The sequence below is a fragment of the Stenotrophomonas sp. FBCC-B152 genome, from assembly GCF_059134105.1.
In genome coordinates this window covers 1812450-1828833 of record NZ_CP101442.1, presented here as the reverse complement: position 1 = coordinate 1828833, position 16384 = coordinate 1812450, and the positions used below count along the sequence as shown (strand labels likewise).

Here is a 16384-nt window from a genome sequence, read left to right as displayed (position 1 = left end):
TTCAAGGTTGATTGCTCGTCTCTCGATCAGGTTCTCCCCATCTATGGGGTCTGTTCAAGCACCTTGGCTGTGTAGCTCAGCGGCGCCACTTCCCTTTCAAGATCCAGGTGGTAGTCGCCGAAGCGATTGATGTGGCTGGTCCGATAAGGCGACAGGCCGGCCAGGATCTCGGGCGTCAGTTCAATCCCCTCCTTCCTCATCTCGGCCAAGGTCCGGCTCATGCCTTCCACGTTGTGGAGGATGATCATGTTGGCCACCAGCTGGCTGTACTTGATGATCTTGCGCTGCTCGTGTTGGACGTTCTCAGCAATGATCCCCTGGCTGCCAAAGAACACCCATTTCACGAAGCCGTTGTATTCCTCGCTCTTGTTGGTGGCAGCATGGATCGTTTTGCGGATCTCATTGTCATCAATGTAGCGCAGCAAGAACAGCGTTCGAACGGCCTTGCCAAGTTCCCGGAAGGCGAAGTACAGCTTGTTCTTCCGGCTGTAGGTGCCCAGCCGGCGCAGGATCGAGGACGCGGTGATCTTGCCCAATCGGATTGAGATCACCACCCGCAGCATGTCGTGGAGATGGGTGGCGATCAGTCGCCAGTCGATGCTGTCCCCGAACAGTGCCTGGATGTTCTTATAAGCCCTACCCGGTTCGGGCCGAAAGAATGTCAGGTCCTTGATGTTCCGGATCCGGGGCATCAGCTGGATGCCCAGCATGTGGGCCAGGCCGAAGACCGGATAGCTTTGGGCCTGCGTGTCGCCATGGACGATCTCAGGCTGGATGTCGGAAGTGTTGGCCAACAGACCGTCGAGGATGTAGATGCCCTCGTGCACGCCACAGGGAATGAAGTGGCTGAACAGCGCTACGTATTTGTCGGACACGTGGTAGTAGCCGATGCCACCGTAGCCGCCGTAGCGGATGTGATACTCCGACAGCAGGTTGTCCTCGTAGACGCTCCACTTCGTGCCATCAGCTGATGCGCTCTTGCCGCTGCCCCAATAGCCAGGCAGGTCGAATTTGTTGTAGGTATTGATGACCTCCACGATGGCCTTCTCAAGCACATCCTCGGTCACGTATTTCAGGTTGAGCCAAGCGACTTGACGCCGGCTGAAGCCCTTGATCGACCGCGCCGTCTGCGTCGGCCCCAGGTTGCAGCCATAGCAGAATGGCGTGGTGATCACACGTCGGGGCAGATCTTCGACCTGGCTCTCGGTGCCGGCGATCGGGCGGAAGAAACGGTGCAGATCCAGCCATTGGCTGGCATCGATCAGGACATCGACGATGCTGGATTCTGGAAGCCGTTCGGCGATGAGGCGATCCACCGTGGTAATCGCGCTGGAGACTTCGGCGCGTTGCCCCTTCCGCAGCACCAGGCGCCCATCCAGGATGTCCGCATGTACGTTCTCCGGGAAACGCGCGTCGACCTCATCGGCCAGGGAGGTCAGTTGTGCACGTAATCCCGCCACGAAAGACTCGGCGTCGGTGGGCAGGCCTGACACCTGGCCGTAGGCTTCCAGTTCCTGGGCCAAGGTGGCTTCATCGACCAGCTGCTCACGGTAGTCATCAAACCGTTCGCTGCTGGGAATGAAGAGATCTCCGGACTTCAGTTCGTCCTTGACCTGCACCAGCACGGCCAGCTCGAAGTACTTACGGTGCATCCAGCCGGCGCCGGCTGCACTGGCCCGCTTGCCGAACACGTGCTGACACCAGAGCTTGGACATCCAGTCAAAGTCCTTTTCCGGGTCCAAACCGAGGGAGGCGACCTCGATCAGCTCACGGCGCTGGTTGCGCAGCGAGAGCACCGCTGCGATCAGCGGCTCCATGCCGGCGTCGTGGCTGGTCGCCCGAAGTTTCATCAGCTCCAGCCCATTGAACAGCAGCGGCCTGACCGCGCCATAGGGCTGCAGCATGAAAGGCAGGTAGTTCTTCCCGGCGTAGGCCATATGTTCTTCGCATTCGGCCAGCAAGGTCGACACTTCCGCTTCCAGGCTGTTGTCGATGGCATCCACGCGCTGACTATCGCTGCCGTCTAGCTGATAGGCCTGCAGGATTTCCTTGAGCTGGCCGATGAGGAAGTCGGCCCGTTTGGCATGTTCGAGCTGGTAGGCCAGCAATTTCTGCTGGGCCGTGTTCTCCAGCCCGCGCACCTGCTTGATGAACAACTCGGCTGCATCATCCAGTGTCTTGGCATGCTGGGCGCGAATGAAGATGGTGGCCAGCGCATAGCGCTTGTCCGGAGCCAGTTCGGCCAGCTCGCTGGCGTCATAGGCCCGAGCCATTGCACGGAACTGCTTGAGCTTGGGCACCGGCACATCGATGGGAGGCAGCTGGTCGGCCAACTGCTGCAGCATGCGGATGTGCTGCAGGTAGAACCGAACTTCCTTGTTGGTGGGCCGGCCGGGCTCGCGCTTGAGTGATTGCCAGCCGGTGAACCTGGACCCTTCCGGTGCGCGCAGCAGTTCGTCGATGAGCGTGCGCGTGGCAGGCGTCAGCGCGTGGCTGATGCTGCGGTAGTAGCCCAGATTGACCCGCTCACGGGCGCCGATGGCGGCCAGCTCCAGAGTGCGGAAACCGGGCAGTTCGTAGCGATGGTGCACCAGCTCTTCGAGCAGGACGTTCACGATGTCCGGGATGGTGTGCTTGGTCTGGGCTGCTCCGGTGGCCACTGTGTCCAGCCAAGCCAAGCCCGATTTATCCAGGGGACGTACCCCGATGAATTGCCGAAGCTGCGGCATATGCCGGCGCTGGCTGCCGGAAGCGTCGTAGCGTTCGAGCTGGTCGGTGTCCAATACGCGCCCGAGTCGGGCGGCCTTGGCGATGTGCTTCCGGATCCGCTCGGGTACGTCGGCCAACAGCGTGAAGTAGCCCAAGCGTTGGAAGAGCTTGAGATGAATCAGTACCGCCAGCTGCGGACCCGGCTGGGTGGTCAGCTGCTTGGCGAATGCAATCTCAGCGGCGGTCGGGGTATAGATCTCCTCCAGTTCCTTGGCGGTGGGATCAGGCTTCAGTCGCGGGTAGGCGGTCTCGTGAAGGGTAGCCATTGGATCCGGAGGGTGTGAGGGGGATCAGTCCCAGTGCCGGCCGTCGTCTGTACTGAGCGACGCTTCCAGGAAGCACTGGTGCGTATCGGCCATGCGGTGCATGTCATCGAGCAACGTGGCCAGGATTTCATCCAGATCCCTTTCGGGATCGGTGGGAGCAGTCAACTGGTACTCGCTGCTGGCGGTGTTCAGGCGCACAGCCTGGAACGGGGCCAAGCAGATCTCTTCAATTCGGCCTCGGGCCTTGGCCGCGCCGCGGCCCGTGCGGGCAAACGGGGTCAGCACCATGCGCAGGCGCAGCTGCAGGGCCGATTTGCCCTCCGGCGCCGGCAGTGCCATCGCCGGTACCGGCACGGTTGGACTGGGCAGGCTTGCTTCAATGCGGTCCCGGGCAAACGGGTCACGCCCGTCCAGGTAACGCATGGCCGACTGCACATCGCGCCAGCCCACGTACTCCATCAAGGCCTTCATGTCCCAGCCTTGGTCGTTGGCCCAGCTGGCAAAGCCGCGGCGCAACGAATGGCTGCTGTGGAGCCCCGCATCGGCAAAGCCGGCACTGGTCAGCAACTCGCGCAGCAGGCGCACCAAGCTGTTGGGATGCAGGCCTTCGGCGCTCACCTGGCCCCATTGGTTGACTGCCCGAAACACCGGCCCTTCTTGCAGGTCGGCCGCCTGCAGCCACGCCTGGGTCGCCTCCACCGGACATAACCGCGACAGCGCCGGCACCTTGTAGGTGACGCCGGCTGCCTGGCGATCACCCTTGCTGCGTGGCAAGAAGCAGGTCATCCCCTGTCCCGGCACCAGCGTGAGATGGGCCACGTCCAGACGCAGCAGTTCATCGCCACGGAATCCCCGCCAGAACCCGAGCAGCACCAGCGCTCGGTCTCGTTGATGGCGCAGCGCCGCCGGCCCATCGCCCCGGGCATGTGCCGCAGCGATCGCCGCGGCCAGCCAGTCATCGAGCTCGACCAGCCGCCGAATCTGGAGCGGCGCGGCTTGCTTGACCTGGCCCGGGTGCAGGGTCTGGATGCCTTTGAGCACCTTGCGCACCAGCGGCGATCGGGTCGGGTCGACAAAGCCGTGGTCGCGGTGCCAAGAGGCGATGGCCGCCAGACGTTGGCGGAGGGTGCTGGTCGCCAAGGTCTGCGCATAAGCGGCCAGGTACCGGGCCACGCTGTCAGGTGTCGCTGGGAGGTGGCCTTGCCATTCAACCTCGAAGTGCCGCAGCGCCGACGCATAGCTGCGCACCGTGTTCTGGCGCGTGGCCGCATCGAGGTAGCGGTCCAGTTCGGTCACTGGCGCGTGGCCTCCACCGAGGTCGTCTGGCGCAGCGTCGACAGGATGGTGCATTCCGCCCGCTGCCCGCCATGGCAACTGGCAATCACCCGTTCCAGCTCGCTGGCCATGCGCTGCAGGTCGGCCATGCGGGCGCGCACGTCGGCCAGATGGCTGCGGGCCAACCGGTCCACGTCCCCGCACGAAAGCTCCTCATCGCCGGCCAGCTGCAGCAGGCTGCGGACCTCCTCCAGGCTGAAGCCCAGGTCCCGGCCACGCGCAATGAAGCGCAGCCGCTCGATGTCGGCCGGGCCATAGACCCGGTAGCCGTTGCCCGTGCGCCCCGGGCGCGGCAGCAACCCGATCCGCTCGTAATAGCGAATCGTCTCCAAGTGGCATCCGCTGGCGTCGGCAGCCTCACTGATTTTCATTCGTAGTACGCTTGACTCCGTAGTAGCTACGGACTTTACGCTGAACCCGTATCCGCCGCCACTCCGGCCGCGGCGCTGCATGTGACGACCATGCCACTGCCCATCGCCTTGATTCGCTACTGCCTGATTGCCTTGCTGATCGGCTGGGTTCTGCCCGCTTCTGCTCAGGCGGAGCCTGCCGCAGCAGACCTGCGCCAAACCTGGCAGATGCTCGATTACATCGCGGTCGACTACCCCGGCGCGGTCCAGGCCGGTCGCGTAATTGCCCCCAACGAATACGCCGAAATGAGCGAGTTTGCCGGCTCCGTGCGCAGTCAGCTGGCAGCATTGCCCGGTGGCCAGAACCAGCAGGAGCTGACGGCCCAGGCCGACCGCCTGGTCCAGGCGGTGGCAGAGAAGGCCGACCCGGCGCAAGTGGCAACGTTGGCGCGCGGGCTCGGCACGACGCTGTTGGCCCGCTACCCGATCGGCGCTGTTCCGGCGAGCGCGCCGAAGACCTCCCAGGCCGCGTCCATCTACAGCCAGCAGTGCGCGGCCTGTCACGGCCCCACAGGTCACGGTGATGGCCCCGCCGCGCAAGCGTTAAGTCCGCCGCCGATCGCGTTCACCGATGCCACTCGCGCCGCGCAGCGAACGCCGCTGTCGTTGTACGAGGTCATTTCCCAGGGTGTGCCGGGTACCGGCATGGTCAGCTTCTCTGGGCTGTCAGAAAGTGATCGCTGGGCGTTGGCATTCTATGTGGGCAGCTTGGGGTACTCCTCGCAAGCCAAGGCTCAAGGTGAGGCGTTATGGCGCACCAGTGCCGAGGCCCATACGCACATTCCCTCGCTCGAAGCGCTGACACGCACGCGAGAGGCCGATCTTGCCACCACGATGCCCGCCGATCAGGCAAACGCGATCATCGCCTACCTGCGTTCGCAGCCACAGGCAGTAAACGAAGCGGTACCAGGAGCCGATCGCTTTGCGGTGGCGCGGCAGCGACTGGCCGCCAGCCAGCGCGCTTACGCTGATGAGGACCTGGCTCAAGCCAAAAAGCTTGCGCTCTCGTCCTATCTGGATGGTGTAGAGCCGCTTGAACCCACGCTGGCCACGCGCAATCCGTCATTGCTGCGAGAGATCGAGACGGCCATGGCAGGCTACCGCGCGCAGCTGGATCAGCATGCGCCCGCGGCTGACGTTGCCGGGCAGGCAGCGCAAATTGCCCAGCTGTTTGATCGCGCGGACGTGGCGCTGCAGGACACCCGAATAGGCGCCAGCACCGCGTTTCTAGGCAGCTTTACCATCTTGGTACGCGAAGGACTGGAAGCGCTGCTGATCGTGATTGGTATCGTGGCGTTCTTGCGTAAAGCCGAGCGGTCTGATGTGTTGCCGTATGTGCATGCGGGTTGGATCTGCGCGTTGTTGGCAGGCGCAGCTACCTGGGCAGTGGCCACTTACTTTGTTGATATCAGCGGTGCGAACCGGGAAGTCACTGAGGGCGTCTCGGCCTTGTTCGCTGCCGCTGTCCTGCTCAGCGTAGGCATCTGGATGCACCAAAAGAGCCTTGCAGGGCGGTGGCAGGAGTACCTGCACGCCAAGCTGACGACTGCGCTGACACGGCGCTCGGCTGTTTTCCTGTTCATGCTGGCCTTTGTCGCGGTGTACCGCGAGGTGTTTGAGACGATCTTGTTCTACATCGCGATGTGGAGCGATCAGGCGTCCACCGCCATCCTCGCAGGCCTGGTGGCGGGAATCGCGGTGTTGGCTGCGGTGGCGTACTGGATGCTGCGCATGAGCAGGCGGCTGCCGATTGGCCGGTTCTTTTCGATCAGCTCGATTCTCATCGCGGTGATGGCGGTCATCCTGATCGGTAAAGGCGTGGCCGCGTTGCAGGAAGCGGGCTGGATCTCTCAAACACCGCTCGCGTTGCCGCGCATCGAGTGGATCGGCCTGTATCCCACCTGGCAGTCGCTGCTGGCGCAGGTATTGGTAGGCACCGCCGCCATCGTGGGGTTCCTCGCCAATGCCCGTTCCGGTGTGCGTAGACAGCCAGGCGCAAACAAGCAATGAAACAACACAGCAGAGGACCAAGACATGAGTGATTGCGGGTGCCACCACGAAGCCAAGAACAAGGAGGAGCGACGCATCCTCTGGATCGCCTTGGTCCTGAATGCAGCGATGGCCGTGATCGGCGGCATTGCCGGCTGGATTGCCCATTCCACCGGGCTGCTGGCTGACGCGCTGGACATGCTGTCTGACGCCACCGCCTATGCCATTGGCCTGGTCGCTATCGGGCGCACGGCGCGCTTCAAGGCCAACGCCGCGTGGGTCAGTGGCAGCGTGCTGCTGGTGCTGGGCGTAGGCGTGCTGGTCGAAGTCGGCCGCCGGGTGATGTACGGAGCCGAGCCGGTCAGCGGTTGGATGATCGGTACCGCTCTGGTCTCGCTGGCCGTGAACCTGAAGGTGCTCCGTATGCTCGCCCCCTTGAAGTCTGGCGAAGTGCATCTGCGAGCGACCTGGCTGTTTACCCGCGCCGATGTGGTGGCCAACGTTGGGGTGATTCTGGCCGGCCTGTTGGTGTGGTGGCTGGCCAGCCCCTACCCGGATTTCGTGATCGGCGCCCTGATCGGCCTGTATGTGATCAAGGAGGCTTTCGAGATCTTGGGTGATGCTCGCCGGGCGCGTGCCGACGCGCGCAAAACGCCTGCATGACAGCGCTTGGCCGGCTGAGCTGTGGCCTGCGCTGGCTGCTGCTGGCGCACTTGGCCGTGGGCCTTGTGACGCAGCCGGTGCTGGCAGTGGTTGGCGAGCTCCATGCTCAAACCCATCTGGCCGCGGCCGACCATGACCCGGCAGTGGCATCACCAGCTTCCGAGCGTGGCGTAGACGCCGCGCTGCACCGGCTACAGCAGCTGGTGCTGTGCTGTAGCCAGGCCGCGCCGGCTCCAGAAATAGTGTTGGCCATTGCTCATATCGGCCGGCATTGGCCGTCGGCGACAGCCCATGCGGACAGATATCGGCATGAGCACCTGCTCGCGCCGTTCCGGCCGCCGATCGCAGGGTGATGCGCGCCGGCGTGCGCCGGATCCCTGTTGGCTATCGAAAATTCTGGAGTACTTCATGCATGTGCGATTGGCGGCCCTGGCCGCGTGGCTACTGTTGAGCGCGGCGGCAACGCCGGCGACAGCAGAAGAGCTGATGACCTTGGACGACGCGTTTGCACGCGTGGCCCAAACCCACCCCGAGCTGCGCCTGGTCGATGCGCGAGCCACGGTGCTCGCTGCCGAGCGCGACCAGGCCGTGCAGCGGCCACCGTGGACGTTGGGGGCGGAGGTTGAAAATGCGCTGGGCACGGGCGCGGCCCGTGGCCTGGACAGCGCGGAGTTGACCTTGAGCCTGAGCTCGGTCCTGGAGCGCGGCGGCAAGCTCGACGCCCGCCGCACCTTGGCCCAAAGCCGGATTGATGCACTGGCCGTGCAGCGCGAGACCGGGCGGCTGGACCTGCTCGCCGAGACGGCGCAGCGCTATTTGGCCGTTGTCGGTGCCGACCGGCAACGCAGCCTGGCGAACATGGATGTCGGCCAGCGCCAGCGGACCGTCGCCGCTGCCCGGCAGCGCCTGCAGGCTGGCGCGTCTCCCGAATCGGTGATGCTCACCGCACAAGCAGCACTGGCGAGAGCAGAATTGACCCGTGATCGGGCCGAGCAGCAGCGCATTGCCGCCCGGCAGCACCTTGCTGCCCTCTGGGGCGAACGTGCTCCGAGCTTCGAGGTGGCCGCGGCGGATCCCATGACCCTGCCGGCGATCGCGTCCATGCAGTCGCTGGCCGAGGAATTGGAGCGCACTCCCGAGTTGGCGCAGTTTGCCGATGCCCGCCGGATCGCGCAGGCACGACTGCAGCTGGCGCGTTCGGCGGCCTCGCCGGACTTGTCGTGGCAGCTGGGCGTGCGCCGCCTGCAGGAGACTGACGACACCGCGCTGGTGGCCAGCCTGTCCATGCCACTGGGCAGCCGCAGCCGCGCGCAGCCGGAGATCCGCGCCGGCGAAGCCGAGCTGGAGGTTCTGACGATCGAGCGCGAGGCCAAGGGCCTGTCGCTGTATTCCACGCTGGTCGAAGCCCATGGTCGCTACACCGTGGCGCAGGCCGAGGTGGCACGGCTGCAAGGCGAGGTGCTGCCGAAGTTGGCCCGGGCTGAGCAGGCCGCCGAGCGCGCCTATCGCGCCGGCGCGATCAGCTACCTGGAATGGGCACAGCTGCAGTCCGAACGCACGGCCATGGCCCAGCAGCAGCTGGACGTGGCGCTCGATGCGCAGCGCGCCCTGATCGAAATTCAACGCCTGACCGGCCAGGCGCTTGTCGCGCCGCCGGCGGCTGCTTCCACCGGAGAGACCCCATGAATCGCTTTTCCTGGACCGCACTGGGCATGGCCCTGATGATGCTGGCCGCCTGCAACGCGTCGGCCCCCAACGAAGCGTCCGAAGGCGGCGCCGCCGCTGAGGGCGAAGAGCACGGCGAGCACGAGGAAGCGCCGCTGGAAACCAAGATTGCCGCCAAAGCTGCGCAGGCAGCGGGTATCCAGGTCGCACCGGCAGGCCCCGGTGAGATTGCTGACGAGCATGAGGTGCAAGGGCTGTTGACCCCGATTGACGGTCGCATCGCGCAGGTCACGGCACGCTTCCCCGGACCGGTCCGCTCCGTGCGTGCGGGCGTGGGTGATCAGGTACGGGCCGGCCAGGCACTGGCCACGGTAGAGAGCAACCTGAGCCTGACCACCTATACCGTCACCGCGCCGATCAGTGGCGTGGTCATGGCGCGCACGGCCGCCGTAGGCATGGCCGCCGCTGAGGGCGCGCCGCTGTTTGAGGTCGCCGACCTGTCCACGCTGTGGGTGGACCTGCACATCTTCGGCGCCGACGCCCAGCACATCGGTGCTGGCGTGCCGGTGACGGTTACCCGCTTGAGCGATGGCGTCACCGCACAGACCACCTTGGAGCGCGTCCTGCCCGGCACCGCCACCGCCAGCCAAAGCACCATTGCGCGCGGCACGGTGGCCAACACCGATGGCCTGTGGCGGCCGGGGTCGGCGGTCAAGGCGCGGGTCACCGTGGATCGCCAATCGGCAGCGTTGGTGGTGCCGATCACGGCGCTGCAGACCGCAGAAGACCAGGACGTGGTCTACGTGCAGCAGGGCGAAACCTACCACACCCGGCCGGTGAAGCTGGGGCGCCGCGACGCCGAACGCGCCGAAGTGCTGGAAGGCCTCAAGGCCGGTGAACAGGTGGTGGTGGCCCAAAGCTTCCTGATCAAGGCCGACATCGAAAAGTCCACCGTGGAAGAAGAATGAGGCCCGCCATGCTCGAACGCCTCATTGGGCTGTCCATCCGCCATCGCTGGCTGACGCTAGTGCTCACCGCTGCGCTGGTTGCGCTGGGCGTGTGGAGCTACCGTCACCTTTCCATTGACGCCACACCCGACATCACCAACGTCCAGGTCCAGATCAACACCCAGGCCCCGGGTTACTCGCCGCTGGAGGCCGAACAACGGGTTACCTTTGCCATCGAAACGGCCATGGCCGGTCTGCCCAAGCTGGACTACAGCCGCTCGCTGTCGCGCTACGGGCTTTCGCAGGTCACCGTCGTCTTCAAGGACGGCACCGACCTGTACTTTGCCCGCCAGCAGGTCGCCGAGCGCCTGCAGCAGATCGCCTCCCAGCTTCCCGAAGGGTTGGACCCGGAAATGGGGCCGATCTCCACCGGGTTGGGCGAGATCTTCATGTACACCGTGGAGGCCGAGCCCAACGCTCGCAAGCCCGACGGCACCCCGTACACGGCCACGGACCTGCGCACCCTGCAGGACTGGGTGATCCGGCCGCAGCTGCGCACCACGCCCGGCGTCACCGAGGTCAACACCATCGGCGGCTTCGAGCGGCAGATCCACATCACTCCCGATCCAGCTCAGTTGGTGGCGCTGGGCTTCACGTTGAACGACGTGGTCGCCGCGGTCATGCGCAACAACCAGAACATCGGCGCCGGCTACATCGAGCGCAACGGACAGCAGTTCCTGGTGCGCGTGCCGGGCCAGCTAGCCAATCTGGAGGCAATCGGCAACATCGTGCTGGACCGGCGCGATGGCGTGCCCATTCGGGTGCGCGACGTCGCTAGCGTGGGCGAAGGCAAGGAGCTGCGCACGGGCGCGGCCACCCAGAATGGCCACGAGGTCGTGGTCGGTACCGCCTTCATGTTGTTCGGCGCCAACAGCCGGGAAGTCTCCCAGGCGGCCGCGGCCAAGCTGGATGCCGCCAACGCCAGCCTGCCTGCCGGCGTCCATGCCAAGGCCGTCTATGACCGCACCGCGCTGGTGGATCGCACCATCGGCACGGTGTCCAAGAACCTGATCGAGGGCGCGCTGCTGGTGGTGGTGGTGCTGTTCCTGCTGCTGGGCAATGTGCGCGCCTCGTTGATCACCGCGGCGGTGATCCCGTTGGCGATGCTGTTCACCATCATCGGCATGGTGCGTGGCGGCGTGTCGGGCAACCTGATGAGCCTGGGCGCGCTGGACTTCGGCCTGATCGTGGACGGGGCGGTGATCATCATCGAGAACTGTCTGCGCCGGTTCGGCGAGGCGCAGCACGCGCTGGGCCGCCAGCTCAACGATGAAGAGCGCTATGACCTGACCGCCTCGGCCACCGCCGAGGTGATCCGTCCCAGCCTGTTTGGCCTGGGCATCATCGCCGCGGTCTACCTGCCGATCTTCGCGCTGTCCGGGGTAGAAGGAAAAATGTTCCACCCGATGGCGATCACGGTGGTGCTGGCCCTGACCGGCGCCATGGTGTTGTCGCTGACCTTCGTGCCGGCGGCGATCGCCAGCTTCCTGCGCGGCCGTGTGGCTGAGCACGACAACCGCCTGATGCGCTGGTCGCGTGCCCGTTATACGCCGCTGCTGGATTGGGCCCTGCGTCGGCGCGTGGTGGTGCTGGCCGGCGCGGCCGTGCTGGTGGTGGGCTGTGGCGTGCTGGCCACCCGCTTGGGTTCGGAGTTCGTGCCGAGCCTGGATGAGGGCGACATCACCTTGCAGCCCATGCGTATTCCCGGCACCAGCTTGGAGCAGTCGGTGGCCATGCAGGAAACGCTGGAGAAGCGCCTGGCCCAGTTCCCGGAGGTGGCCAACATCTTCTCAAAGATCGGCACCGCCGAGGTGGCCACCGATCCTATGCCGCCGTCGATGGCCGACACCTTCCTGATGCTCAAGCCCCGCGACCAGTGGCCCGACCCGCGCAAGCCCAAGGCCGAGCTGGTGGAAGAGCTGGAGGCGGCGGCCAAGGAAATCCCGGGCAGCAACTACGAGTTCACCCAGCCCATCCAGATGCGCACCAACGAGTTGATCTCCGGCGTCCGTTCGGACGTGGCGGTCAAGGTCTACGGCGACAACCTTGACCAGTTGACGCGCCTGGCCAGCCGGGTCGAGCGGGTCATGCGTAGCGTCCCCGGCGCCGAAGACGTCAAGGCCGAGCAGGTCTCCGGCCTGCCGCTGCTGACCATCACGCCAGATCCGGCGGCATTGGCACGGTATGGCCTGAACCCGGGCGATGTGCAGGAAACGGTGGCCACCGCCATTGGGGGCAGTGTTGCCGGCCAGTTGATCGAGGGCGACCGCCGCTTCGACCTGGTCGTGCGCCTGCCCGAAGCGCAGCGCCAAGACCCCGCTGTGCTGGCAGATCTGCCCATTCCGCTGCCGGCAAGCACCAGTGTCGATGAGTCCAGCCGTCTGGCCGCCGGCGCCAATGGGGGGCCTCGCACGGTGCCGCTGCGGGAAGTGGCGAAGATCCAGGTAGAGCGCGGGCCCAATCAGATCAACCGCGAGAACGGCAAGCGCCGCGTGGTGATCACCGCCAACGTGCGCGAGCGCGATCTGGGCGGGTTCGTCGGCGAGTTGCGCACACGCATCGGCCAGGATGTCGCGCTTCCAGAGGGCTACTGGATCGATTACGGCGGCACCTTCGAGCAGCTGATCTCGGCCACCCAACGCCTGGGCGTGGTCGTTCCGGTGACACTGGCGTTGATCTTCGCTCTGCTATTCATGGCCTTCGGCTCGGCCAAGGATGCGGCCATTGTGTTCAGTGGCGTGCCGCTGGCGCTGACCGGCGGTGTGCTGGCACTGGCTCTGCGCGGGATTCCGTTGTCGATCTCTGCCGGCGTGGGCTTCATCGCGCTGTCGGGCGTGGCCGTACTCAACGGGCTGGTCATGATCGCCTTCATCCGCCGTCTGCGCGAACAGGGCGATCCGCTAGACGACGCTGTGCGCGACGGCGCCCTTGGACGCCTGCGACCGGTGTTGATGACCGCCCTGGTAGCCTCGCTGGGCTTCCTACCCATGGCCTTGAATGTCGGTGCTGGCTCGGAAGTGCAGCGGCCGCTGGCCACTGTCGTCATCGGCGGCATCGTCTCATCCACCGCATTGACCTTGTTGGTGCTGCCGGTGCTCTATCGTTGGCTGCATCGCGACCGAGCTCCCCGCGCCGGAAGCACTGCTTTGGAGTCCCCATGAACGAGCTCAACCTGGAACAGGTCCGTGCGGCGATGTTTACCGACCCGGGCGTGAAAGCGGTGGACGACCTGCGCCTGGTCGCCGGTGAGCATGGCCGTGCGATCGCGGCCACCATCACGGTCGCGGCGCCCTCGGTCGACCTGGACCTGGTGCATGCTGTGATTGCCCAGGTCCTGGCCGATCAATTCGGCATCGATCAGATCATGCTGTGTTTCAACGACCCGGGCCCGGTACCGCCGCCGCCCACCGCGGCGCCGTTAAAGAAGATGTGATCGCAGCCCCTGGCTCTATGCGTCTGCGCTGGCAGGCGCATAGAGCTGATGACCCGGCAACGCGCACGCGCCGGCATACACAAAGGCCACGCTTTGCCGCGCCCGGGTGAAGGCCACGTAGTATTTCGGCGGCGCGGTGATACGCGCTGCATCGGCCGTGCGCAGGTACTGCGTCAACGGCCCGTTCGGAAAGATGAGGACCCGACTGTAGGTGCGGCCCTTGCACTGCCCAAAGTTCACCGCCGGCAGTCCGTCGCACGCCTGCCGCCGGTCATGCCGGAGCACGGTGGGGGCGAACTCCTGCATGTACGCGGCCACATCCCCTGGAGCGACGAGGTAGATGCCATCGTGTCCGGTGACCTCGCCATTGCCTGATTGGGTCCGCGGCATCTGCGGATAGAGCGTGTCAGCCATATCGCACAGGGCCTGGACGCAGCGCAGACTGGTGAGGCGGTGATCCAGCCGGCATAAGCCGTCGGCCTCCCAAATCTGAAACAGCGCTGCCAGATTCGGACCACGGTATTGGCTGTACCTTTGCGCATAGTTGGTGGCATACGTGGCTTGGCGCGTATCGCCTACCAACGTGATGGCAATCTCGCTCTTCAACAGCCGTTCGACCAGATCCAGATCAAAGCCGGCCAGATCCTGGACTTCGTCGATGTAGAGCTCGTCGTACATCGCCGCCAATCGCGCCACGACCTGGCCTTGGGTCAGCTCATCGCAGCGCACAGCGAAATCGGCCGCTCGGTCCGAATACATCCGGTTGCCCGCCAGGTAGTGGCGCGCCACCTGGGTGCGTGGGGCGCGGTTGTTGGTGACACCTTCTACGAACAGGATGGTCTCGATGCGAGGCTCAGGGCAAAGCGCAGCCTGGTACGGGCGAATGCACTGGCGCAGCAGAAAGCCATACCAGCTGTGCAAGGTGACATGCGCGGGGACCGCGCCTGCGTGGGCCTCAAACGAGCGCCGGATCTCTTCCAGGTTTTCCAGCGTGTAGGTGACAATCGCGATGCGGCGCCCAGGTCGCTCCAAGGCCTGCCGGACCAGCAACGTGGTCTTGCCCGAGCCGGCTGCCGAGAGCAGGACCCGGTTAGGTGATGGCACGCTGGACATAGTCCGGGAACCTGATCGAGTGCGGGCTATTGAAAATCGCCAAGGCCGTATCGGTCTTATGGCCCTTCATGTACTTGAGCAGCGCCACCTCATCGGCAAAGGCCTTGCCCAGCACGGTATTGAGTTCGGCCAGCGAGTTGGCTTTGATCAGCTGCTCTTCCAGCGAAGGGGCGCTCTCGTCGGAATCGTAATAGATCGCGTTGATGTGCTCGGCATAGCGCTCTTGCACAACTGCGATATCACCGTCGTTGTCGGTGATCACCTTGGCCTGAATCCTCAGTCGATCGGCAATCTGCAAGAAGCGTTTGAATGCCAACGACTTGACCGAAATGATGTCTACGCCGTGAGCCATCGGCGCCACGCCGTGATGGTCACTGTAGGCACGCTGCACGATCAGTTCGTCGGAAGGGCCTTCCACCAGGATCGCCTGCTTGGCCAGGATCAACCGCAGCGTGTCGTGGCCCGGCAGCTTCATGAAATAGTCGTGGGTATCGCTGGGCAGCTGGTCCAGCTTCATCTGGCCTTGCGCGCTGAACAGGATCACGTTGTCCACGCCCAGCTTGTTCAACACGAAGCTGCTGTGGGTGGCGATGATCACCTGCTGGGCGGTGGAGAGGGCCGCAATCTTGTCGATCAGCTGGGTCATGCTGGAATAGGACAGATGGTTCTCCGGCTCCTCGATCAGCAGCACGTGAGCCGCGCCGGCCGCGTGCATCGCCAGCTTCATCTTCACCGCGCTTTGCTCGCCCTTGCCGGCCTGGGTGAACGGGAGCTCATCCAGGTAGGGTGACAGGCTGGTTTCCCACGTTGAGCGCGGCGATGTGTCCACGCCTACCGTCAATGCCCTGTGGCTGATGTCCCCGGTGTGCTCGGTCAAGTAGGCATTGATCGCTGCCACATCCGCTTCTTCGGAAAAGCTCTGCCGCATGCGGCGGAAGCTCAGCGACAGCGAGACGCGCTGCGCAGGCGTCAGTGCCTGCTCGATGATGCCAGCGATATAGCGATCGGCACCGGACAAGGTCTTGATGCCGTGCGTGTCGATGATGGTCGAGTCGAACGGAATACTACGGGCGGTGACGCCATTGTTGGCGAAGGAGTACCAGCGCACCGTGTAGTACTCCACCGGCAGGCTGACCGCGCCCTGGTGCTGCTGCAGGTAGGCGTTGAACTCCTCGCGGTAGTCGTCGTTGAGCTCGACCAGCAGCCGGATGCCGGCGGTATCCAGACGCAGGGAGTTGTTGGTGCCGCGTAACGACGCCAGCGCGGCGTCGGCGCCCAGATAGGCTTCGATGGAGATCCGTGGCGGCGAGGCCGGCGTGCCCGTGGCAAGCGCTCCCAAGTACTCCTGCACCGTGGGCTGGTGGAACAGGTAGGGCGTGAGCTCGTAGGCAAGATTGCGCCCATGCAGCTGGCCGGTGACCACCGCGTGGATGGCCTCCAGCAGGGTGGATTTACCGACCTCGTTGTCGCCCACCACCAGGTTCATGTGGGCATTGAGGGGCAGGTCCAGATGGCGAAACGACTTGAAGTTGTCGATGACGATACGTTCGATCGGCATGCACAGTCCTTTGATGGCCAACGGGCTCGGTGGCGGAGCCTGCCTGCACCCTGGCTGGCCTCCTTTCCGCTCTGGGCCATACTACCCAGCGATCGCCGGCCCTGGGCGGTTTCGTACTGCTTGGGACGCCGGGAAGGGTCAGAATCCGCCTTACGCGGGATAATTCCACATTATCC

The 16384-nt window shown here is 64.8% G+C and carries 12 protein-coding genes; 7 read left to right on the top strand and 5 right to left on the bottom strand.

The features are described from left to right. Window positions 1–41: 41 nt before the first annotated feature. From NMB40_RS08645 to NMB40_RS08635, 3 genes are read right to left on the bottom strand one after another with little or no spacing between them, the layout of a single operon-like run. A complete protein-coding gene (locus tag NMB40_RS08645) occupies window positions 42–3035 on the bottom strand; it encodes a Tn3 family transposase (protein ID WP_282243914.1) in 2994 nt (997 codons plus the stop codon). A gap of 24 nt (window positions 3036–3059) precedes the next feature. Next, a complete protein-coding gene (locus NMB40_RS08640; RefSeq protein WP_005413373.1) occupies window positions 3060–4331 on the bottom strand; it encodes a site-specific integrase in 1272 nt (423 codons plus the stop codon). Continuing rightward, the gene (locus NMB40_RS08635; RefSeq protein WP_012480230.1) at window positions 4328–4741 is read right to left on the bottom strand and encodes a MerR family transcriptional regulator; all 414 of its coding nucleotides are present in this window, start codon (window positions 4739–4741) and stop codon (window positions 4328–4330) included. Before NMB40_RS08635 ends, NMB40_RS08640 begins: the two co-directional genes overlap by 4 nt. Before the next feature lie 90 nt (window positions 4742–4831). On the opposite strand from NMB40_RS08635, the gene NMB40_RS08630 reads away from it, so the two are divergent. Genes NMB40_RS08630 through NMB40_RS08600 form a run of 7 tightly spaced genes read left to right on the top strand, consistent with a single transcriptional unit; the run spans window position 4832 to window position 13537 of the window. Beyond that, a complete protein-coding gene (locus NMB40_RS08630; protein WP_019184739.1) occupies window positions 4832–6790 on the top strand; it encodes an FTR1 family protein in 1959 nt (652 codons plus the stop codon). A 24-nt stretch (window positions 6791–6814) separates the two neighbouring features. Further along, on the top strand, window positions 6815–7432 hold the full coding sequence (locus tag NMB40_RS08625; protein WP_005413376.1) for a cation efflux transmembrane domain-containing protein: 618 nt from the start codon (window positions 6815–6817) through the stop codon (window positions 7430–7432). Beyond that, window positions 7429–7785 carry a hypothetical protein gene (locus tag NMB40_RS08620; protein WP_012480228.1) on the top strand — a complete coding sequence of 119 codons (357 nt, stop codon included), beginning with the start codon at window positions 7429–7431 and terminating at the stop codon, window positions 7783–7785. The genes NMB40_RS08625 and NMB40_RS08620 overlap by 4 nt, the downstream gene beginning before the upstream one ends. A gap of 55 nt (window positions 7786–7840) precedes the next feature. Then, on the top strand, window positions 7841–9118 hold the full coding sequence (locus tag NMB40_RS08615; RefSeq protein ID WP_012480227.1) for a TolC family protein: 1278 nt from the start codon (window positions 7841–7843) through the stop codon (window positions 9116–9118). Continuing rightward, the gene (locus tag NMB40_RS08610) at window positions 9115–10065 is read left to right on the top strand and encodes an efflux RND transporter periplasmic adaptor subunit (protein ID WP_021201906.1); all 951 of its coding nucleotides are present in this window, start codon (window positions 9115–9117) and stop codon (window positions 10063–10065) included. Before NMB40_RS08615 ends, NMB40_RS08610 begins: the two co-directional genes overlap by 4 nt. 8 nt (window positions 10066–10073) lie before the next feature. After that, window positions 10074–13265, top strand: a complete 3192-nt coding sequence (locus NMB40_RS08605; protein WP_019184736.1) for an efflux RND transporter permease subunit — start codon at window positions 10074–10076, stop codon at window positions 13263–13265. After that, window positions 13262–13537, top strand: a complete 276-nt coding sequence (locus NMB40_RS08600; RefSeq protein WP_019184735.1) for a hypothetical protein — start codon at window positions 13262–13264, stop codon at window positions 13535–13537. The genes NMB40_RS08605 and NMB40_RS08600 overlap by 4 nt, the downstream gene beginning before the upstream one ends. Window positions 13538–13552: 15 nt before the next feature. Here the strand turns inward: NMB40_RS08600 and NMB40_RS08595 are convergent, their stop codons facing one another. Beyond that, window positions 13553–14650: a UvrD-helicase domain-containing protein gene (locus NMB40_RS08595; protein ID WP_012480224.1), complete on the bottom strand. Its 1098-nt coding sequence runs from the start codon at window positions 14648–14650 to the stop codon at window positions 13553–13555. Further along, on the bottom strand, window positions 14628–16208 hold the full coding sequence (locus NMB40_RS08590) for an ATP-dependent nuclease (RefSeq protein WP_026070029.1): 1581 nt from the start codon (window positions 16206–16208) through the stop codon (window positions 14628–14630). Before NMB40_RS08590 ends, NMB40_RS08595 begins: the two co-directional genes overlap by 23 nt. Between the last annotated feature and the right edge of the window lie 176 nt (window positions 16209–16384).